Genomic DNA, 19,796 nt, shown 5'->3' with positions numbered 1-19,796 from the left:
GGCCGGAGCGGCTGCGGGTGGGGTCGTCGCCGTGGACGCGGACGGGCGGGAGCAGTGGTTGCTCGGCGTCTGGGAGGTGGCCGCGCTGAGGGAGGCGCTCGGCCGGTATGACGGGCGGTCGCTGCGCGGGCTGCTGGCGCCGCTCGCCCGGGCGCGGGTGGCGTTGCCGCGCCGGGCCTGGTTCGACTGCGACACTATGGACGACCTGGAGGAGGCACGCATGAACGTACTGGCCGAATGGACCGCGCTCGCCTGCGAGGAACTGGGCATCGACCCGGCCAGGGTGGACCGGGACCAGATCCTGGAGCTGACCAAGGAGGTGGCCCACGGGGTCGCCAGGCCGGCGGCGCCGCTGACGGCGTATCTGCTGGGGCTGGCCGAGGGCGCCGGCACCGCGCCGGAGGAGGCGATGGCGCGGCTGACGACGCTGGCCCGGAATTGGGGCGAGGCGACGGCCGAGACGCTGACCGACAGCTGACACTGGAACGAACTACCGGAGTCAAGCCCCGCCTGAACCTGAAGATTTCCTGTGAAAAATGGTTCGGGCGGGGTGAAAACGATTTCGGGAAAGCGGCCCTATCCGATGCGGGGCCCACGTCGAACAGATCATCTAATGCGACGCTTTACCTGGAAAAAGGGCGACGCCGGGTGGTTACGGGGGCAAACCACCCGGCGTCGCTTCATCGGCGTTCCGACGGGGGCCCGGAACGCCGGCACCAGCACTCCGACGGGGGACCGGAGCGCTTGCCTAAAGCGTACACCTACAACCCGTGGGATGCGTCAAGACTTAGTCACGACCCGATCTCGCGTCGATGCAGCGGTATCTCGCTTTGGTTAGCTTCAGGTGTGTGAAAGGTGGGAGGTGGGGCGTCCCTGCCCCTCTCATTGGCCCCGATTACCGCTATGTATGGCAAAAAGACTGCACCGGCGATGAACAGCAGCCGGTACGGCCACGGCACCGGCAGCACGACCGCCAGGATCAGGCAGATCGTCCGGATACCCATCTTGATCAAATAGCTGATCTCGCGCCGATGGACGTCGGCGGTGAGCGACGGACGGGCGTCCGTCACCTGGTGAACCGCCTCTTTCCTGCGCCAACCCCTCATATTTCCCACCGTAGACCTCGGACGGGCAGCACGCGACGGCGCACCCCGCTAGCGACACAGGTCATGCGATCATGGCCTTTGAGTAAGGAGGATGTGGACATGACGGACCGAACGTACCGGGTGACCGAGATCGTCGGCACTTCGGGGGAGAGCGTCGACGAGGCCATCCGCAACGGCATCCGGCGCGCCTCGCAGACCCTGCGCCACCTCGACTGGTTCGAGGTGACGGAGGTGCGCGGCCACATCGAGGGGGGAGAGGTGGCGCACTTCCAGGTCGGCATGAAGGTGGGCTTCCGCCTAGAGGACGCCTGAGTGTCCGCCTCTGTCACGGTTCCGTGCGGGACGTGACAGGGGCGGCGCCGGCCGTCCACACTGCGGTCATGCGCCGCCGTACCGCGCGTCTGCTGCCGGCTCTGCTCGTGTGCGTCCTCACCGCCTGCGCGGCGCCCCCGCCACCGCGGGCCGCGCCCCGGCCCGCCACGGGCGCCGTGCTGCGCCAGAGCGCCGCCGAGGCGGCCCGCACGGCGGCCGGCCTGCGCCAGCTGGACGACCTGCCGCTGTACGAGATGACCTTCCACGGCGGCTACGACGCCGAGGCGCCGCTCACCGAGCAGGAGCTGGCGCGCCGCGACGACGCGTGGGCCTGCTCGCTGTTCCTGCGCCCCGCGGCGGGCTCCGGCGCGTCAGGCCCGGTGTTCGGCCGCAACTTCGACTGGGACCCCCACCCGGCCATGGTGGTGCACGCCCGCCCGCCCGGCGGCTACGCCTCCCTGTCGGTCTCGGACGTCTCGTACGTGCTCGGCCACGCAGGCGCGCCGGACCTGAAGGACCCGGCCGACCGGCGGCGGCTGGCGCACGCGGTGCTGGCCCCGTTCGACGGCATGAACGAGAAGGGTCTGGCCGTCGGCCTCGCCCAGGTGCCCGACGCCCTGCTGCCCGGCCGCACGCCGGGCCGCACGCCGGTCGGCAGCGCGCGCATCATCCGGCTCGTCCTCGACCGTGCGGCCACGGTCGGAGAGGCGGTCGCCCTCATGCGCCGCTACGACGTCGACTTCTCCGGCGGCCCGCAGGTGCACTACCTGATCGGCGACCGTACGGGCCGCTCGGTGGTCGTCGAGTACGGCGACGGCAGGCTCAACGTCGTCGGCGACCGCGTGCTGACCAACATCACCATGACGGGCACGAGCCGCGCCACGCGCCTGGCCGACCCCCGCTACCGCGCGCTGAGCGAGGGCGTCGGCACCGCCGCCGACCCCCTCGCCCTGCTGCGCCGGGTGGCGCAGCCGCACACCCGCTGGTCGATCGTGTACGACCTGACGGCCGGCACCGCCCGGCTGGTCACCGGGCAGCGCTGGAGCCGCGTGCACGACCTGGCGATCAGCTCGCCTGGCTGACCGTCGACATGTTGAAGTCGGGCACCCGCACCGCCGGCATGACCGTGCGCGTGAAGTAGTCGCCCCACTCGCGCGGCAGCGTCTGCTCCGGCGCGCCCACCTCCGTCAGGCGGCCGAGCAGGTCGACCGGGCTCTCGTTGAACCGGAAGTTGTTCACCTCGCCCACGACCTCGCCGTGCTCGACCAGGTAGACGCCGTCGCGGGTGAGCCCGGTCAGCAGCAGCGTCTGCGGGTCGACCTCGCGGATGTACCACAGGCAGGTCAGCAGCAGGCCGCGCTCGGTGGAGGCGATCATCTCCTCCAGCGAGCGGCCGCCCTCCGGCCCCTTCATGATCAGGTTGTCGACGGCGGGCGTCACCGGCAGGCCGCTCAGCCCGGCCGAGTAGCGCGTCTGCAGCAGCGCCTGCAGCCGGCCGTCGGCGATCCAGTCGGTCGCCGACAGCGGCAGCCCGTTGTCGAACACGGAGCTCTGCCTGCTGGAGGCGCGGGCCGTGACGAACGGCGCGCAGCCGATCCCGGCCGCCGCAGGATCGCTCGACAGCGTCACGGGCAGCGTGGCGAGCCGCTCGCCCACCCGGGTGCCGCCGCCCGGCTTGGCGAACACCGAGCGGCCGTCCAGCGCGTCCCTGGCGCCCGCGGACCAGAACAGGTAAACCATCAGGTCGGCCACCGCCGTCGGCGGCAGCAGCGTCTCGTAGCGGCCCGCCGGCAGGTCCACCCGCGTCTTGGCCCAGTCGAGCCGCTGCGCCAGCCCCGCGTCGAGGACGGCCACGTCCACGTCGGTGAAGTCGCGCGTGGCCACCCCGGTCCACGCCGAGCGCTTGAGGTCGGCGGACTTGGCGTTGAGCTCCAGCCGCCCGGACGGCTGGTCGTGCCGCAGCCGCACCCCGGCCGAGCTGCCCAGGAACGTCGAGGTCAGCGTGTGCTCGGCGAACCCGTACAGCCTCCTGCCGCCCGCCTCGGCGGCCGAGAACGCCTCGCCGAGCGCCGGCGCGAAGCCGCGGAACACCTCGATGTCGGTCGGCGTCACCGGGCCGTCCCACGAGGCGCCCGCCGGACCGCCCGCGACGAGCTCGCCCGCGTCCTCGGCCGGCTGCGCCTCGCGGGCGGTCGCGTCGGCCGCGGCCACCACGCCGGCGAGCTGGTCGGGCCGTACGGCGGCGCGCGACACCACGCCCACGCCCCGCCCGGCGATCGAGATCACGGTCAGCCGGCTGGAGCGCGCCACGCCGTTGGTCGTCAGCGTGTTGCCGGCGAAGCGCAGGTTGGCCGTGGACTCCTCGTCCACCAGCACCACGCACCCGTCGGCCGTGGAGAGCTCCAGGGCCCTCTCCACCATCTCCTGGGGAGTCACTTTCCGCCCTCCTGAACGGTGTTGAGGATCCGCACGTTCCTGAACAGGGCCGACGGGGCCCCGTGACTGACCGGCGCCACCTGCCCCGGCTGGCCCTTGCCGCAGTTGAAGGCGCCGCCGAGCACGTACGTCTGCGGCCCGCCGACACGCTCCATCGACTGCCAGAAGTCGGTCGTGGTCGCCTGGTAGGCGAAGTCGCGGACCTGCCCGGCCAGCTTCCCGTGCGAGATGCGGTACGCCCTCTGGCCGGTGAACTGGAAGTTGTAGCGCTGCATGTCGATCGACCAGCTCTTGTCGCCGACGATGTAGAGGCCCCGCTCCACGCCGGAGATGAGCTCGTCCGTCGACGGCCCGCCGGGCGCGGCGGCCAGCGACACGTTGGCCATCCGCTGGATCGGCATGTGGCCGGGCGAGTCGGCGAAGGCGCAGCCGTTGGACCGGCCGAGCCCCTTCATCAGCGCCATCCGCCGGTCGAGCTGGTAGCCGACCAGGACGCCGTCCTTGACGATGTCGAAGCTCTGCCCCTGCACGCCCTCGTCGTCGTAGCCGATCGTGGCCAGGCCGTGCTCGACCGTGCGGTCGCCCGTCACGTTCATCAGCGGCGACCCGTAGACCAGCTCGCCGAGCTGGTCGAAGGTGGCGAAGCTGGTGCCGGCGTAGGCGGCCTCGTAGCCGAGCGCCCGGTCCAGCTCGGTGGCGTGGCCGATCGACTCGTGGATGGTCAGCCACAGGTTGGACGGGTCGACCACCAGGTCGTAGTCGCCGGCCTCGACCGACGGCGCGGCCAGCTTCTCCGCCAGCAGCTCCGGCAGCCTGGCCAGCTCGGCCGCCCAGTCCCAGCCGGTGCCCGTCAGGTATTCGTAACCCCGGCCGACCGGCGGCGCGATCGTCGACATGTCGTCGAAGCCCGTCTCCGACGCCTTCATCGCGTTGAGCGAGGGATGCACCCGCACCCGCTGCTGCGTCGTCACGGTGCCGGCCGTGTCGGCGTAGAACTTCTGCTCCTTGACCTGCAGCAGCCGCGCCGACACGTGGTCGGCGCCCTTGAGCAGCCCCGCCGACCAGTCGGCCAGCAGCGTCACCTTGTCGGCCGGGGACACCTCGAACGGGTCGACGTCGTAGGCCGACACCCAGGTGACCTCGCCGTGCACCGGCTCGGCCGCCAGCTCGATCGGCTCGCGGTTGATCGGGGCGCTCACCTCGGCCACCCGCACCGCCTGCTCGGCCACGCGCACGGCGGCCTCGGGGGTCAGGTGGATCCCGGCGGCGAACCCCCACGTGCCGCCCTTGACCACGCGCACGGCGTAGCCCAGGTCGTCGGCGTCGGCGGCGCCTTCGAGCCGCGCGTCGTAGAGGCTCAGGGTCTCGGCCCTGATCCGTTCGAGCCTGAAGTCAGCGTGCTCCGCGCCCAGCTCGCGTGCGCGTTGCAGGGCGGCGTCCGCGAGCCGTCTGAGCGGCAGCGCGAGGAAATCGTCATCGATCTGGCGCATGTCCACGATCCTAGCGCCGTGATCTTGTATCCCCCGGACAAGCCGGTACCGGCCGGTAGGAGATAGCGTCAGTTCTCATGGCACGCTCTGTACTCGTCACAGGAGGCAATCGCGGCATCGGCCTCGCGATAGCCCGCGAACTGGCCGCGGCCGGCGACGCCGTCGCCGTCACCTACCGATCGGGGGAGCCGCCTGAAGGGCTGTTCGGCGTCCGCTGCGACGTCACGAGCATGGCCGACGTCGAGGCCGCCTTCGACAAGGTCGAGGCCGAGCACGGCCCGGTCGAGGTGCTCGTCTCCAACGCCGGCATCACCAAGGACACCCTGCTGGCGATGATGAAGGAGGAGACCTTCACCGACGTCGTCGACGCCAACCTGACCGGCGGCTTCCGCGTCGCCAAGCGGGCCATCCGCCCGATGATGAAGCTCAAGCGCGGCCGCGTCATCCTCGTCTCCTCCGTCATCGCCATGCTCGGCCAGGCGGGCCAGACCAACTACGCCGCCTCCAAGGCCGGCCTGATCGGCTTCGCCCGCTCCATGGCCCGCGAGTACGGCTCGCGCGGCATCACCGTCAACGTCGTCTCGCCCGGCTTCGTCGCCACCGACATGACGGCCGACCTCGACACCGACGCGATCGTCAAGAACATCCCGCTCGGCAGGCAGGCGACCCCCGGCGAGGTCGCCCGCGTCGTCCGCTTCCTGGCGAGCGACGACGCCTCCTACATCACCGGGGCCGTGATCCCCGTCGACGGCGGACTCGGAATGGGGCACTGACATGGGACTTCTTGAAGGCAAGCGCATCCTCGTCACCGGCGTGCTCACCGACGCCTCGATCGCCTTCTCCGTCGCCAAGCTGGCGCAGCAGGAGGGCGCCACCGTGGTGCTCACCGGGTTCGGCCGGCTCAGCCTCGTCGAGCGGATCGCCAAGCGGCTGCCCGCCCCGGCGCCGGTGCTGGAGCTCGACGTGCAGGACACCGAGCACCTCGACACGCTGGCGGCCCGGGTGGGCGAGCACGTCGACGGCCTCGACGGCGTCGTGCACTCGATCGGCTTCGCCCCCCAGTCCGCGCTGGGCGGCAACTTCCTCAACACCACGTGGGAGGACGTCGCGACCGCCCTGCACGTGTCGACCTACTCCTACAAGTCGCTGGCGGTGGCCTGCCTGCCGCTGATGAAGGAGGGGGGCGCGGTCGTCGGCCTCGACTTCGACGCCAGCAAGGCGTGGCCCGTCTACGACTGGATGGGCGTGGCCAAGGCCGGCCTGGAGTCGTGCAACCGCTATCTGGCGCGCGACCTCGGCAAGCAGGGCATCCGGGTCAACCTGGTCGCCGCCGGGCCGCTGCGCACGATGGCCGCCAAGTCGATCCCGGGCTTCAAGGAGTTCGAGGACAGCTGGCCGGAGAAGGCACCGCTCGGCTGGGACCTGGCCGACACCCTGCCCGCGGCCCGCGCCTGCGTGGCGCTGATGTCCGACTGGTTCCCGGCCACGACGGGCGAGATCGTGCACGTCGACGGCGGCGTCCACGCCATCGGCGCCTGACTCCCGCGGGCCCCGGCGGGCGCGCCGCCCGTCCTGGGGCCGCCTGATCAGGCGAGCCGGTGGTGGCCGTTGCCGCGCGCCGGCTCGAAGGGGATGGTCTCGCTCTGCTCGCTGCGGTGACGGCGCTGCTGCACGATGCGGGTGGCGAGCACGGCCGTCGCCAGCAGGATGATCGTCAGCGCCGTGCCGAGCACGTCCGAGGCGGGCGCGGAGGGCCGTACGACGCGCCGCCCGTCGGCCGGCATGCCTAACTCCTCGGCGAACGGGTTGGGCCACAGCAGGTCGATCCGGAAGTCCTCGGGGTCGGCCGACGGCTCGTCGCGCACCGGCTCCTGACGGGAGTCGATCAGGTGCGGGTGGCTGTCGGGCGGCATGACCGTGTCACGCGGCGGTGCCGTGGCGACCTCGGCCGGCACCCTCGTGGTGTCCTCGCGCCGCCGCCTGCGCTCGTCCGACGGCTGGCCGGGGCCGGGGTCGCGGGGGCCGGTGGTGGGCGTCGGGGTGGTCAGGCCGCCGAGCACGCCCTGCTCGTCGCAGGCCAGCACCGGCAGGCACACCTGCTCGAGCGTCTCCGGCAGCAGTTCGGTGGCCTTCGGCTTGGCGGGGGCGGTGGGCTTGGGCGAGCCGGACGGCCTGGCGGACGCGCGCGGCCGGCCGGTGGGCACGACCTTGCCGACCGTGCCGAGCACCGTGTCGGTGGTCTTGTCGAGGCCGTCGGTCACCGGCTCGGTGAGCCCGCCGGTCAGCTGGTCGACGGTGCCGGTGACCGCCTCGACGACGCCGCACAGGCTGTCGGTCACGCCGGAGAGCAGGCCGCTGCCGCGCTCGCAGTCGGCGGCCAGGGCGGGTGGCGCCGCGAGCGGCACGGCCGCCAGCGCCATGGCGAGCACCCCGGCCGAGATGGCGCTCCTGCTCCCCATTCGTCCCCTCCCGCGTCGCTCCCGGAGGAAATCTTTATGGACATCGGCCATCAGACGCAGGTGTTTTCCCGTCAATGTTGCGATTCGGTATCGACTAGTGATACGCGAGTCGGGCTCTCGTTCGCCGTCAGTCGGGTGACGACACGTCATCCAGGGCCTCTCGGATCTCGATCGGCAGCACCACGTCCTCGGCCGGGGGGGTGCTCCTGAGCTGCGCCAGCGTGCGGGCGCCGACGATCGCCGAGGCCACGCCGGGCTGGTCGCGCACCCATGAGAGCGCCACCGCCAGGGGTGAGACCCCCAGCCCGTCGGCCGCGGTCATGACCGATTCCACCACCCGGCGGCTGCGCTCGTCGAGATACGGGCGGACAAAATCCGCGAAATGCGGCGTGGCGGCCCGCGAATCGGCAGGGATGCCCGTACGGTACTTGCCCGTCAGCACGCCCCGCCCGAGCGGCGACCAGGCGAGCACGCCGACCTCGCAGTGCTGGGCGGCGGGCAGCAGCTCGCGCTCCGGGTCGCGGGCCAGCAGCGAGTATTCGGCCTGCACGGCGGTGATCGGCACGCGCCCCGGCGCCGCGCGCTGCGTCACGGCCGCCGCGGCGAGCTGCCAGCCGGTGTAGTCGCACACGCCCGCGTAGACGGCCCGCCCCGAGGAGACGATCGCGTCGACGGCGGCCAGCGTCTCCTCCAGCGGCACCTCGGCGTCGTAGGTGTGCAGCTGCCACAGGTCCACGTAGTCCAGGCCGAGCCGGCCGAGCGAGTCGTCGACGGCGGCGATCAGGTGGCGGCGGGAGGCGTCGCGCGGCCTGCGGCCCAGCGGGGTCACCACGGCCTTGGTCGAGATCACCAGCTCGGCGCGCGGCACCGAGTCGCGCAGCATCCGGCCCAGCAGCCGCTCGGCGTCGCCGCCGGTGTAGACGTCGGCGGTGTCGACCAGCGTGCCGCCCGCGTCCATGAACGCGCGCAGCTGCGCTACGGCGTCGTCCGCGTCGGTGTCACGCCCCCACGTCATCGTGCCCAGGCCCATCCGGGACACCGACAGGCCGCTGCGGCCGACATAACGCTGCTCCATGATCCCGCCAGGTTACCGCTCGGGCAGGTGAAAAGCCGTGATCGACGCCTGCGACACTTGAGTGGTGACGACGCTGCTTCTGGCCCGCCACGGGCTGACCGACCTGACCGGGCCGGTGCTGGCCGGCCGCACTCCCGGGGTGCATCTCAGCGACGCCGGCCGGGCGCAGGCGGCCGCGCTGGCCGGGCGCCTGGCCTCCGTGCGGCTCGACGCCATCGTGTCCAGCCCGCTGGAGCGCTGCGCCGAGACGGCCCAGGCGGTCGCCGGGGGCCGGGACCTGACGGTGCTGACCGACGAGCGGCTGATCGAGTGCGACTACGGCGCCTGGACCGGGCGCGCGCTCAAGGAACTGGCGCAGGAGCCGCTCTGGCCGGTCGTGCAGGCGCACCCGAGCGCGGCCGAGTTCCCCGGCGGCGAGTCGCTGGCGGCGATGCAGCACCGGGCCGTGACGGCGGTCCGGGAGTGGAATCGACGCCTCGGGGAGAAGGCTGTCTACCTGGCGTGCAGCCACGGTGACGTGATCAAGGCGATCGTGGCCGACGCGCTGGGGCTCCACCTCGATCATTTTCAGCGGATAACCGCCGATCCGGCCGCGCTCACCGTGATTCGCTATGCCCCCTTGCGTCCCTTTGTTCTCAGGGTCAACGATATGGGGGAATTGCGGTTGCCCGAGGATTCGGAGGAGAAAGACGGGGGAGAAAACTCCACCGGGAGCGATGCCGCCGTCGGCGGCGGGCCCGGGACCACGTAAGGTCAGGCTATGCCGGTCTTCGACTACGACCCACCGGAGAGATTCGTGGCGGGCGCCCTCGGGCGGCCGGGCGCGCGAGCCTTCTTTCTGCAGGCCAGGGCCGAGGGCAGACTGACCACGGTGGCGCTGGAGAAGCTGCAGGTCGCCGCGCTCGCGGGCAGGCTCGACGAGATGCTCGACGAGGTGCTGCGGCTCAGCGGCGGCACCGCCCGGGTGCCCGCCATCGCCCCCGCCGACCTGACCGACGACGGCCCACTCGACGTGCCGGTGTCGGAGGAGTTCCGGGTCGGCACGATGGCGCTGTCCTGGGACGAGGAGAGCTCCCAGGTCGTCATCGAGGCGCAGGAGGTCGTCGACGAGGAAGACCTCGGCGCGCCCGAGCCCGCGGTGCTGCGGGTGCGCATCAGCGCCGGGGCCGCCCGCGCCTTCACCCAGCGCGCTCTCAAGATCGTTTCGGCGGGACGCCCGCCGTGCCCGCTCTGCGGGCAGCCGCTCGACGCAACTGGTCACGTGTGCGTACGTCTCAACGGCTACCGCGGAGGTGAGGCGGCTTCATGACCGCTCCGGAGAGCGAGCCGGCCATCAGGCCCACCCCTCCCACGGCCATGGACGAGGAGGAGACGCTCAAGCTGCTCCGCGACGGCCGCCTGGAGGTGGCCGGCCGCCTCGTCGAAGCCACCAACATGACCCTCTACTGCTCGGTCACGCTCGGCTCGCGCAGCGTCGCCTGCGTCTACAAGCCGGTGCGCGGCGAGCGGCCGCTGTGGGACTTCCCCGACGGCACCCTGGCCGCCCGCGAGGTGGCGGCCTTCGAGGTCTCCCAGGCCACCGGCTGGCACGTGGTGCCGCCCACGGTCTATCGCGACGGGCCGTTCGGGCCGGGCATGTGCCAGCTGTGGATCGACACCGAGCGCGAGGTCGACCTGATGCGGCTGGTGCGCAGCCGCAACCCGGTGGTGCGCCGGATGGCGGTGTTCGACGCGGTGGTCAACAACGCCGACCGCAAGGGCGGTCACCTGCTGCCCATGCCCACCGGCCACGTCTACGGCGTCGACCACGGCGTCTGCTTCGCCGTCGAGGACAAACTGCGCACGGTGCTGTGGCAGTGGCGGGGCAAGCCGCTGGCCCGCGAGGCGGTGGCGGTGCTCGCCAAGCTGGAGCGCGACCTGGAGTCGGGCTCGCTCGGCCGCCGGCTGCGCGAGCTGCTGACACTGGCCGAGGTCGAGGCCACCTGGAAACGGGCCCGCAGACTCCTCGACACCGGCGTGCATCCGTCGCCCTCCGAGGGCTGGCCCGCCATCCCCTGGCCGCCTATCTGAACTCGTTTACTACGATTTGCCGCATGTGCACGGTGATCGTGAGAACGGGGCAGCCGCTCACCCTCATGGGGGTGCGGGACGAGTTCGCCGACCGGCCCTGGGAGGGGCCCGGCGAACACTGGCCCGACTACCCCGGCGTGGTCGGCGGCCGGGACCTCAAGGCGGGCGGCACCTGGCTGGCGGTCGACCCGTCGGCCCGCCGCGCCGCGGCGCTCCTCAACGGCCGTGGCCGCGAGGCCCCCGACGCCGTCAAGGTCTCACGCGGCGACCTGGCCCTGCGCGCCGTCGCCGCGGGTGACCTGCCCGATCTCGACCTGACCCGCTACGACCCCTTCCACCTGGTGCTCGCCGACCCCGCCCGGGCCCGCCTGCTCAGCTGGGACGGCGTACGGCTCGCCACGACGGACCTGCCCGACGGCACCAGCATGATCGTCAACAGTGGCCTGGACCCGGCCAGCGAGCGCGTCACCGCGTTCCTGCCCAGGTTCGAGGCCGCCGCCGACTGGCGGGAGTTGATCGCGGATCCGCCCTCCTCCGACCCCGGCGCGCTCATCGTCAAGCACACGCTGCCCGACGGCCGCCTGTTCACCACGCTCAGCGTCACGCTGCTCACTCTCGGCTCCGGCGGCGTGACGTACGACTTCACCGACATGACCGCTGAACGGGACGGATAGGCTCGAAGACATGAGATCGTGGTCCGCCCCCAACGTCCCCAAGCTGCCCGGTGAGAGCGTCCCGCTGCGGCTCTACGACACCGCGGCCAGGCAGGTGCGGCAGACCGACCCGGGCCCCACCGCCCGGATGTACGTGTGCGGCATCACCCCCTACGACGCCACGCACCTGGGGCACGCCAACACCTACCTCGCCTTCGACCTGGTCGGCCGCCTCTGGCGCGACGCCGGTCACGAGGTGCACTACACGCAGAACGCCACCGACGTCGACGACCCGCTGCTGGAGCGGGCCGAGCGCACCGGCGTCGCCTGGCAGAGCCTGGCCGAGCGTGAGATCGAGCTGTTCCGCACGGACATGGAGGCGCTGCGCATCGTGCCGCCGCGCGAGTACGTGGGCGTCACCGAGGTCGTCGGCCAGGTGGCCGCGCTCATCGCCCGGCTCGGCGACAAGGGCGTCACCTACGACCTCGACGGCGACGTCTACTTCAGCGTCGCCGGCGCCCCCAAGTACGGGCAGGTGTCCGGCTACGACGAGGAGCGGATGCTCGCCCTGTTCGCCGAACGCGGCGGCGACCCCGAGCGGCCCGGCAAGCGCGACCCGCTCGACTGGCTGCTGTGGCGCGCCGAGCGGCCCGGCGAGCCGGCCTGGGACTCCCCGCTTGGCCGGGGGCGGCCCGGCTGGCACATCGAGTGCACCTCCATCGCCCTGGACAACCTGGGCGCCGGCTACGACGTGGCGGGCGGCGGGTCCGACCTGATCTTCCCGCATCACGAGTGCGGCGCCTCCGAGGGGCACGCGGCCACGGGGGAGTGGCCCTTCGCCCGCTTCTACGCGCACGCCGGCATGGTGGGGCTCGACGGCGAGAAGATGTCGAAGTCCAAGGGCAACCTGGTGTTCGTGTCCAAGCTGCGGGCCGCGCACGACCCGATGGCGATCCGGCTCGTGCTGCTCGCCCACCACTACCGCGACGACTGGGAGTACGTGCCCGCGATGCTCGCCGAGGCCGAGGCCCGGCTGGGGCGCTGGCGCTCGGCCGCGGCGCTCGCCGCCGCCCCGCCGGCCGGCGACCTGCTGGCCGCCGTGCGGGAGCGGCTCGCCGACGACCTCGACGCCCCCGGCGCGCTGGCCGCCGTCGATGCCTGGGCGGCCGAGGCCCTCGCCGGCCGGGGCACCGACCCGGATGCCCCCGCCCTGGTCCGCGACCTGACCGACGCCCTGCTCGGCGTCGCACTCTAACGCGGCCGGCGCCCTGCCCGGCGTCGCACCGCAACGAGGCCGGCGCCCTGCAGGGCGCCGGCCTCCGGTGATGGTGGCCCGGGGCGGCTCAGGCGCCGGCCTCGGCGGTGACCGGGGCGGCCGGGGTGAGGCCGGTGAGCTCCGCCCTGAACCACTCGATGGTGCGGCGCAACCCCTCCTCGGCGGGCACCTCGGCCTTCCAGCCGAGCCGCCCGGCCGCCAGCGACGTGTCCGGCCGCCGCACCCGGGGGTCGTCGGCCGGCCGGTCGATGAACTCGATCGGCGACGACGACCCGCTCAGCTCCCTGACCATCGTGGCCAGCTCCAGCATGGTCAGCTCGTCCGGGTTGCCGATGTTCACCGGGCCGTCGAAGTCGCTGGCCGCCATGGCCAGGATGCCCGACACCGTGTCGTCGACGTAGCAGATGGACCGGGTCTGCGAGCCGTCGCCGGTGATCGTGATCGGCTCGCCCATCAGCGCCTGCCGGATGAACGTCGGGATCGCCCGGCCGTCGAACGGCCGCATGCGCGGCCCGTAGGTGTTGAAGATGCGCACGATGCCCGTGTCGGTGCCCCGCGAGTGCCGGTAGGCCGTGGTCAGCGACTCGGCGAAGCGCTTGGCCTCGTCGTAGACGCTGCGCGGGCCGACCGGGTTGACGTTGCCCCAGTACGTCTCGCGCTGCGGGTGCTCCAGCGGGTCGCCGTACACCTCGCTGGTGGAGGCGAGCACGAAGCGCGCGCCCTTCTCCCTGGCCAGGCCGAGCGCGTGCAGCGTGCCGACGCTGCCGACGCGCAGCGTCTCGATGGGGTAGCGCAGGTAGTCGGCCGGCGAGGCGGCCGAGGCGAAGTGCAGGACCAGGTCCAGCCGGTCGGGCACGTGCACGTACCCGGTCAGGTCGCACTCGATGATGCGGAACGACGGCCGGTCGATCAGGTGTTCCACGTTGCGCGGGCCGCCGGTGAGGAAGCTGTCCATGCAGACCACGTCCGCCCCCTCGTCCAGCAGCCGCTCGCACAGGTAGGAGCCGAGGAACCCGGCTCCTCCGGTGACCAGCGCCCTCATGACGTGACCTCCATTGCGGCGTCGACGACTTCGGAAACTTCGATCTTGAGCAGCCCCGGGTCGGGCCGCTCCCCGTGCGGGTCCCCGTTGCGGCCCGCCCAGAGCGCGACGTGCCGCCAGCCGGGCGGCGGACCCCACAGGGCGGGCGACACCGGCCCGAACAGCACCACCGACGGCACGCAGAACGCGGTCGCCAGATGGGCGACGCCGGTGTCGCCGCACACCACCAGCCGGGCCCGGCCGACCAGGTCGATCAGATCGGCCAGGCCGGTCCGGCCGGACAGCATCCGCTCCGGCGGCAGCCCGGCCAGGTCGGCGACCCGCTGGGCGATGCCGACCTCGGCGGCGCTGCCGGTGACGACCACGTCCTCCAGCGCGGCCGCCACCCGGGCGAACCGCTCGGGCGGCCACCGGCGCGCCGGATAGGCGGCGCCCGGATGCACGATCGCCGGCCCCGTCCGGTCGGAGACGCCGAGCGTCAGGTCGTCCGGGTCGGCGGCTATGCCGTGCCACTCCAGCAGCTCGCACCAGCGCCGCACCTCGTGCAGGTCGTCGCGCCAGCGCGGCCCCGTCCCGTAGCTGATCAGCCTGCCGGGCTCGGTACGGCGCAGCGCCTCGACGCTCTGCGGGCCCTTGCCGTGCAGGTTGACCGCGATGTCGGGCCTCTCGAACGGCACCGGCCCCGGCCCCGACACGTCGAGGTGCACGTCCACCGCGCCGATGAGCGGCATCAGCGGGCCCAGCGGGGCCGGGGCGGCGAGCGTGATCCGGTGCTCCGGGAAGGCCTGGCGCAGCGCGCGCAGCGGCGGGACGGCCGTCAGCAGGTCGCCCAGCCCGAGCCCGCGCAGCGCCAGCAGTTCTAGGGCCATGATGTCTCCGTGTCGGGGCAGATGACGAGCTCCCTGATCTCGCAGCCGGCCGGCTGCGCCAGCGCGAACACCACCGTCCTGGCGACGTCCGCCGGGTCGTTCAGCCCGGCCTCGGGGCCCGGCTTGTACTGCTCGGGCCGGCCGTCGAAGAAGGCCGTGCGCATGCCGCCCGGCACCAGCAGCGTCACGCCCACCTCGCCGCGCATCTCGACCGCCAGCGCGCGGGTGAACCCGACGACGCCGAACTTCGACGCGCTGTAGGCCGAGGCGTCGCTGAGCGGCCGCAGCCCGAGCGTGGACGCGCAGGTGACGACCCGGCCCCGGGACGTCTTCAGGTACGGCAGCGCCGCCCGGACGACCGCGGCGGTGCCGAGCAGGTTCACCCGGATCACCCGCTCCCAGTCGTCGGCGGGCACGTCCTCCAGCCGCCCGCACGCGTCGATGCCCGCGGCGGTGACGACGGCGTCCAGGCCGCCGGCCCGCCCGGCCAGCTCCCGCACCGCCCGCTCGGCCTCGCCCCGGTCGGCCAGGTCGGCGGTCACGTGCTCGAAGCGCTGGTCGGGATCGCGCACGTCGACGACCAGCGGACGCCAGCCCTCCTTCTCCACGGCTTCCGCCGTGGCCAGGCCGAGCCCGGACGCGCCCCCGGTGATCAATACGTTCATCGGATCTCCCTGATCAGATTCGTGGTCGAACGCCCCGGCAGCAGGCTCAGCACGACGGTTTCCGCGCCGAGCCCGTCCAGGACCTCGGATTCGGGCAGGTGCCCGCCCTCGTAGTCGCCGCCCTTCACCCACACGTCGGGGCGGAGCAGCTCGATCGCGTCCACGGGGGTGTCCTCGTCGAACACCAGCACCGCGTCCACGCAGCTCAGCGCCCGCAGCACCTCGACGCGGTCGCGAACGTCCACGACGGGCCGGGCGGGGCCCTTGAGCCTGCGCACCGACGCGTCGGAGTTGACGCAGACGACGAGTGCGTCGCCCAGCGCCCTGGCCCGCCGCAGCAGGCTCACGTGCCCGGCGTGCAGCAGGTCGAAGCAGCCCCCGGTGGCGATCAGCCGCCCGCCGGAGGCCCGGGTGAGCTCGGCCACCTCGACCGCGGTCCGCGGCCGGTCGCCCAGCTCCTGCTCCTGGACGCGGACCGCGGCGGCGCCGCCGCGCGCGACGAAGCGCGAAGCCTCGCCGACGCCGATGGTCACCGCCTCCTCCACGTCCGCGCCGGCCCGCAACGCGAGCGCCGCGGCGCTCGCGAGCCGGTCACCGGCGCCGCACGCGTCCTGGCCGGTGGCCAGCACGGGCGCCGGAATCCTGGTGAGCGAGCCGTCGGAGCGCGCCAGCGAGGCGCCGCGCGTCCCGGCGGTCACGGCCACCGCCCGCGCCCGCAGCTCCCGCAGGAGCCGCCGGGCGGCCCGGTCGGGGCCCGGATAGGGGCCGGGGCAGAGCTCCCGCGCCTCCGCCTCGCTCGGCGTCACCAGCGCGCAGCCGGGCGGCGGCCGCTCGCCCTTCGGATGCGGGTCCCACACCACCGGCACGGCCGGCACTCCCATGCCGCCCAGCAGCTCCAGCGCCACCCGGGCGACGCCCCTGCCGTAGTCGGCGACCAGCACCGCGCCCGCCCCGGCGACCGCCTCGGCCGCCCTGGCGTGCTCGGGCGCGCGTCTGGCCTCGCCATCGCCGGTGTCGATCCGCAGCAGCGTCTGGCCGCGCGACCTGATCCTGGTCTTGCGTACGGTGCCGCCGCGCAGCGGGAGCCGTACCAGCTCCAGCTCGTCCGACAGCAGGCCGCACAGGCGGCGGCCGGCCGGGTCGTCACCGATCGCGGTGATCAGCACCACGTCGGCGCCGTCGCGGGCGGCCAGCAGCGCCGCCAGGCCCGCGCCGCCGGGCCGGGCGCGCTCGGCGGCCACGTCGATCACCGGTACGGGCGCGTCCGGGCACAGGCGCTCGCTGTCACCCTCGACGTCCACGTCGAGCAGCGTGTCCCCGATGACGACGAGCGGCCCCATCACAGCGCCTCTTCCACGGCGTCGCAGAGCATGTGGATCATCGCCAGGTGGACCTCCTGGACGGTGGCGGTGTCCTCGAACGGCACCGCGACGGTCTCGTCGCAGAGGTCGGCCAGCGGGTTCGGCGCGGGACCGGTCAGCGCCCACGCGAGGATGCCGCACTCCTGCGCCGCCAGCGCGGCGTTGATCACATTCGTGCTGCAGCCGCTGGTGGACAGGCACACCAGCACGTCACCCGGCCGGCCGTGCGCCCGCACCTGGCGGGCGTAGACCTCCTCGGCGCCGAAGTCGTTGGCGATCGCGGTCATCGAGGAGGTGTCGGCGTGCAGCGGGATCGCCGCGTACGCCTGCCTGTCGTCCCTGAACCTGCCGACCAGCTCGGCCGTCAGGTGCTGCGCCTCGGCCGCCGAACCGCCGTTGCCGCAGGCCAGCAGCCTGCCGCCGGCCGACAGCACGCCGGCCAGCTTGCCGCCCCAGGCGCGGACGGTGACCGAGTGGCCGTCGACCCTCGTCAGAGCGGTGCGGAGCTTTTCCAGATGCGTGTCCATGGCTACCCCCCAAGCGCGGCCAGACGGCGCGGCTGGCCGTCGATGACCTGCGTGTACACGGCCTCGGTCTGCTCGGCGACGCGCGGCCAGGCGTACCTGTCACGGGCCCGGCGGGCCCCTGCCTCGCCGAGCTCCCGGCGTCTGTCCGGACTGTCGAGAACCTCGCGCAGCGCCCTGGCCAGCGCCCGCGGCCGGCGCGGCGGCACCAGCAGGCCGGCCCCGGCCACCGTGTCCAGGTGGCCGCCGACGGCCGAGGCCACCACCGGGAGCCCGCACGCCATCGCCTCCACGGGCACCATCCCGAACGGCTCGTACCAGGGGACCGTGACCAGCACGTCGGCCGAGCGCATCAGCGCCGGCACGTCCTCGCGCGGCACGCTGCCGATCACCCGCACCCGGTCGGCCAGCCCGTAGCGGCCGGCCAGGTCGCGCAGCCGCACCGCCTCCTCGTCGTCGGCCCGCCCGCCCGCGATCACCAGCTCGGCGTCCGGCAGCCTGCGCAGCGCCGCGATCACCGTGTCGACGCCCTTGCGCGGCACCAGCCGGCCGATGCTGAGCACCAGCGGCCGTCCCGTGCGCGGCGCGACCGGCCCGCCCGGGCGGAACGTGTCCACGTCGACCCCGCACGGCACCACCGAGATCCGCTGCTCGGGAACGCCCATCGCGCGCAGTTCGAGCACCTCGTCGCGGCACGTCGCCAGGACCGCGTCGGCCCGCCTGCCGATCTCGCGCTCGGTCGCGATCCGGTGCGCCGGGCTGGTGTCGGCGGCGCCCTGCCAGCGCCGCTTGACCGTGCCCAGCGCGTGGAAGGTCTGCACCACGGGCACGTCCTCGGCGGCCTGCAGCGCCGCCTGCCCGCTCATCCAGAAGTGCGCGTGCACCACGTCCGGCGGGCGGCGCGCCCACCGGTCGGCCAGGTGCTCGGTGAACTCGGGCATGTACGGGGGAAGCTCGTCCTTGGGCACCGGCGCGGCCGGTCCCGCCGGGACGTAGGAGACCGTGACCCCGGGCGCCAGCGGCACCGACGCGGGACGGGCGGGATCGGACCGGCGGGTGTGCACGACCACGGAGTGGCCGCGGCCGGCCAGGGCCATGGCCAGCGCGGCCACGTAGACGTTCTGGCCGCCCGAGTCGACGCCGCCTACGGCGGCCAGCGGATCGGCGTGCTCGGAGATGAGATCGATCTTCACTGCGCCAGCTCCCTTACTGCCTTGACCACCTGCTCACTCGTCACCTCTGACAGGCACGGATGCCCGGGTACCGGGCACAGGCGGGCCCTGCTCGCGCGGCAGGGCGCCTGCTGGTCACCGAGAAGCACCACCGGCACGCCGTACGGAGCCCACCTGGCGGCGGGGACGACGGGGGCGAACAGGCTGACGACCGGGGTGCCGACCGCGGCCGCCAGGTGCGCCGGGCCGGTGTTGCCGGCCACGAGCACCGAGGCGCCCTCGATCACGGCCGCCAGCTGCGCGAACGTCGTCCTGCCACCCAGGTCGACGGCGACCTTGTGAGCGACGAAGGCAGTGAGCTCGCGTTCCTTGCCGGTGACGACCACCTGATGACCGTCGTCGGCCAGCTCCCGCACGGTCTGGCGGTGCCTCTCGGCGGGCCAGGACCGGGCGGGCGCGGTGGTCCCCGGGTGTACCACGACATACGCGCCTTTGCCGGCAACGGCGCCGGCGCTCAGTGCTTGCCCTATATCGCGGCTCATATCCGGAAGTGGCCTTCGAACTGCGAGTCTGCCGTCATCGCCGGCCGGCAGCTCGAACCCGGCGGCGCGGCGGCGGGCGAGCATCCGCTCGGCCTCCGGCACGTCCTGGCTCTCGTCCACCACGTGGCGCACGTCGAGGAGGGAGCCGGGGTAGTCGTTGCTGATCGCCGCGATGCGCCGCACCCCGGCCAGGCGCAGCACGAGGGCCAGGGGCAGCGCCGACTGGTGGAAGGAGGTGAGGATCAGCGCCTCGTCGACGCCCCGCACCCGCTGGACCAGCTCGCTCACCCGGTCGATGTCCACGGCCGGCGGGTCGTGGTCGATCCACGGGGCACGCCACTCGATCACCCGGTCCACCCCGGGCAGCAGCTCCGCGGCGGCCTTCCCGTGCGGGCCGGCCAGCATCACCACCTCGCGGGCGCCCTCGCGGACGGCCCGCACGGCGGGCCCGGCCAGCAGCACGTCCCCGGCGTCGTCCAGCCGCGCCACCAGCACCCGCCCCCGGCCGCGCCGCGGCTTGCCGGCGGCCGGCTCGCTCCGCGCCGCGGGCCTGGACCGCGACAGCACCGCAGCGCTCATCGCCGCGCCCTCCATTCCCCCCGAAGCCGGTGCGCGCAGGCGACCGGCGGGATCACCACGCTGGTGACGACCATCCGCGCCACTTCCCCCGGTGTCCGCGGCCCCGGCGCGATCCGCGCCCAGGCGAACTCCGCGGTCATCGCGGCCCACCCCGCGCCCGCGACC

At 73.4% G+C, this 19,796-nt stretch carries 22 protein-coding genes; 10 read left to right on the top strand and 12 right to left on the bottom strand.

The features are described from left to right. On the top strand, nucleotides 1-478 hold a 478-nt coding region (locus ADY59_RS52965; protein WP_049573306.1), incomplete at its 5' end, for a DUF6457 domain-containing protein. A gap of 313 nt (nucleotides 479-791) precedes the next feature. Here the strand turns inward: ADY59_RS52965 and ADY59_RS38260 are convergent. Beyond that, the gene (locus ADY59_RS38260; RefSeq protein ID WP_049573291.1) at nucleotides 792-1,106 is read right to left on the bottom strand and encodes a DUF3099 domain-containing protein; all 315 of its coding nucleotides are present in this window, start codon (nucleotides 1,104-1,106) and stop codon (nucleotides 792-794) included. Nucleotides 1,107-1,205: 99 nt separating this feature from the next. On the opposite strand from ADY59_RS38260, the gene ADY59_RS38255 reads away from it, so the two are divergent. Continuing rightward, on the top strand, nucleotides 1,206-1,418 hold the full coding sequence (locus ADY59_RS38255; protein WP_049573305.1) for a dodecin: 213 nt from the start codon (nucleotides 1,206-1,208) through the stop codon (nucleotides 1,416-1,418). 68 nt (nucleotides 1,419-1,486) lie between these two features. Next, nucleotides 1,487-2,500 (top strand): carcinine hydrolase/isopenicillin-N N-acyltransferase family protein, encoded by a 1,014-nt coding sequence (locus ADY59_RS38250; RefSeq protein ID WP_049573290.1) that lies wholly within the window; start codon nucleotides 1,487-1,489, stop codon nucleotides 2,498-2,500. Here ADY59_RS38250 and ADY59_RS38245 read toward each other — a convergent pair. Together ADY59_RS38245 and ADY59_RS38240 are read right to left on the bottom strand one after the other, a co-directional pair. Beyond that, a complete protein-coding gene (locus ADY59_RS38245; RefSeq protein WP_231619090.1) occupies nucleotides 2,484-3,854 on the bottom strand; it encodes a metallopeptidase TldD-related protein in 1,371 nt (456 codons plus the stop codon). The genes ADY59_RS38250 and ADY59_RS38245 overlap by 17 nt on opposite strands. Further along, nucleotides 3,851-5,344 (bottom strand): TldD/PmbA family protein, encoded by a 1,494-nt coding sequence (locus ADY59_RS38240; protein WP_049573285.1) that lies wholly within the window; start codon nucleotides 5,342-5,344, stop codon nucleotides 3,851-3,853. Before ADY59_RS38240 ends, ADY59_RS38245 begins: the two co-directional genes overlap by 4 nt. Nucleotides 5,345-5,421: 77 nt before the next feature. Here ADY59_RS38240 and fabG point away from each other — a divergent pair, with 77 nt between their 5' ends. Continuing rightward, nucleotides 5,422-6,117: a 3-oxoacyl-ACP reductase FabG gene (gene fabG, locus ADY59_RS38235; protein ID WP_049573284.1), complete on the top strand. Its 696-nt coding sequence runs from the start codon at nucleotides 5,422-5,424 to the stop codon at nucleotides 6,115-6,117. Between the two features lies 1 nt (nucleotide 6,118). Next, the gene (fabI, locus tag ADY59_RS38230; protein WP_049573282.1) at nucleotides 6,119-6,883 is read left to right on the top strand and encodes an enoyl-ACP reductase FabI; all 765 of its coding nucleotides are present in this window, start codon (nucleotides 6,119-6,121) and stop codon (nucleotides 6,881-6,883) included. A gap of 47 nt (nucleotides 6,884-6,930) precedes the next feature. On the opposite strand, the gene ADY59_RS38225 is transcribed toward fabI, so the two are convergent. After that, nucleotides 6,931-7,803, bottom strand: a complete 873-nt coding sequence (locus ADY59_RS38225; protein ID WP_049573279.1) for a hypothetical protein — start codon at nucleotides 7,801-7,803, stop codon at nucleotides 6,931-6,933. A 127-nt stretch (nucleotides 7,804-7,930) separates the two neighbouring features. Then, nucleotides 7,931-8,878: an aldo/keto reductase gene (locus ADY59_RS38220; RefSeq protein ID WP_049573276.1), complete on the bottom strand. Its 948-nt coding sequence runs from the start codon at nucleotides 8,876-8,878 to the stop codon at nucleotides 7,931-7,933. A 64-nt stretch (nucleotides 8,879-8,942) separates the two neighbouring features. On the opposite strand from ADY59_RS38220, the gene ADY59_RS38215 reads away from it, so the two are divergent. Genes ADY59_RS38215 through mshC form a run of 5 tightly spaced genes read left to right on the top strand, consistent with a single transcriptional unit; the run spans nucleotide 8,943 to nucleotide 12,856 of the window. After that, entirely contained in the window at nucleotides 8,943-9,629 is a 687-nt protein-coding gene (locus ADY59_RS38215; protein WP_049573301.1) for an MSMEG_4193 family putative phosphomutase, read from the top strand. A gap of 9 nt (nucleotides 9,630-9,638) precedes the next feature. Next, a complete protein-coding gene (locus ADY59_RS38210) occupies nucleotides 9,639-10,187 on the top strand; it encodes a DUF3090 domain-containing protein (RefSeq protein WP_049573274.1) in 549 nt (182 codons plus the stop codon). Then, nucleotides 10,184-10,948: an SCO1664 family protein gene (locus tag ADY59_RS38205; protein WP_049573270.1), complete on the top strand. Its 765-nt coding sequence runs from the start codon at nucleotides 10,184-10,186 to the stop codon at nucleotides 10,946-10,948. Before ADY59_RS38210 ends, ADY59_RS38205 begins: the two co-directional genes overlap by 4 nt. A gap of 23 nt (nucleotides 10,949-10,971) precedes the next feature. After that, complete coding sequence (locus ADY59_RS38200; protein WP_049573269.1) at nucleotides 10,972-11,622, top strand: NRDE family protein; 651 nt, start codon at nucleotides 10,972-10,974, stop codon at nucleotides 11,620-11,622. Nucleotides 11,623-11,632: 10 nt separating this feature from the next. Next, nucleotides 11,633-12,856 carry a cysteine--1-D-myo-inosityl 2-amino-2-deoxy-alpha-D-glucopyranoside ligase gene (gene mshC, locus ADY59_RS38195; RefSeq protein ID WP_049573267.1) on the top strand — a complete coding sequence of 408 codons (1,224 nt, stop codon included), beginning with the start codon at nucleotides 11,633-11,635 and terminating at the stop codon, nucleotides 12,854-12,856. A gap of 88 nt (nucleotides 12,857-12,944) precedes the next feature. Here the strand turns inward: mshC and ADY59_RS38190 are convergent, their stop codons facing one another. Genes ADY59_RS38190 through ADY59_RS38160 form a run of 7 tightly spaced genes read right to left on the bottom strand, consistent with a single transcriptional unit; the run spans nucleotide 12,945 to nucleotide 19,631 of the window. Further along, a complete protein-coding gene (locus ADY59_RS38190; protein WP_049573266.1) occupies nucleotides 12,945-13,919 on the bottom strand; it encodes a UDP-glucuronic acid decarboxylase family protein in 975 nt (324 codons plus the stop codon). Next, complete coding sequence (locus ADY59_RS38185; protein ID WP_049573264.1) at nucleotides 13,916-14,788, bottom strand: glycosyltransferase family 9 protein; 873 nt, start codon at nucleotides 14,786-14,788, stop codon at nucleotides 13,916-13,918. Before ADY59_RS38185 ends, ADY59_RS38190 begins: the two co-directional genes overlap by 4 nt. Further along, complete coding sequence (locus tag ADY59_RS38180) at nucleotides 14,779-15,453, bottom strand: SDR family oxidoreductase (protein ID WP_049573261.1); 675 nt, start codon at nucleotides 15,451-15,453, stop codon at nucleotides 14,779-14,781. Before ADY59_RS38180 ends, ADY59_RS38185 begins: the two co-directional genes overlap by 10 nt. Further along, nucleotides 15,450-16,793, bottom strand: coding sequence for a PfkB family carbohydrate kinase (locus ADY59_RS38175; protein ID WP_049573299.1), 1,344 nt, complete (start codon nucleotides 16,791-16,793; stop codon nucleotides 15,450-15,452). The genes ADY59_RS38180 and ADY59_RS38175 overlap by 4 nt, the downstream gene beginning before the upstream one ends. After that, complete coding sequence (locus ADY59_RS38170; RefSeq protein WP_049573260.1) at nucleotides 16,793-17,341, bottom strand: D-sedoheptulose-7-phosphate isomerase; 549 nt, start codon at nucleotides 17,339-17,341, stop codon at nucleotides 16,793-16,795. The genes ADY59_RS38175 and ADY59_RS38170 overlap by 1 nt, the downstream gene beginning before the upstream one ends. Nucleotides 17,342-17,343: 2 nt before the next feature. Next, the gene (locus ADY59_RS38165; protein WP_049573258.1) at nucleotides 17,344-18,531 is read right to left on the bottom strand and encodes a glycosyltransferase; all 1,188 of its coding nucleotides are present in this window, start codon (nucleotides 18,529-18,531) and stop codon (nucleotides 17,344-17,346) included. Beyond that, the gene (locus ADY59_RS38160; RefSeq protein ID WP_082310722.1) at nucleotides 18,528-19,631 is read right to left on the bottom strand and encodes a glycosyltransferase family 9 protein; all 1,104 of its coding nucleotides are present in this window, start codon (nucleotides 19,629-19,631) and stop codon (nucleotides 18,528-18,530) included. The genes ADY59_RS38165 and ADY59_RS38160 overlap by 4 nt, the downstream gene beginning before the upstream one ends. Between the last annotated feature and the right edge of the window lie 165 nt (nucleotides 19,632-19,796).

The sequence above is a fragment of the Nonomuraea sp. SBT364 genome, assembly GCF_001083785.1.
Classification (GTDB): Bacteria; Actinomycetota; Actinomycetes; order Streptosporangiales; family Streptosporangiaceae; genus Nonomuraea.
Note: the sequence above shows the minus strand (reverse complement) of the source record. Positions and strands in the feature narration are given on the sequence as shown.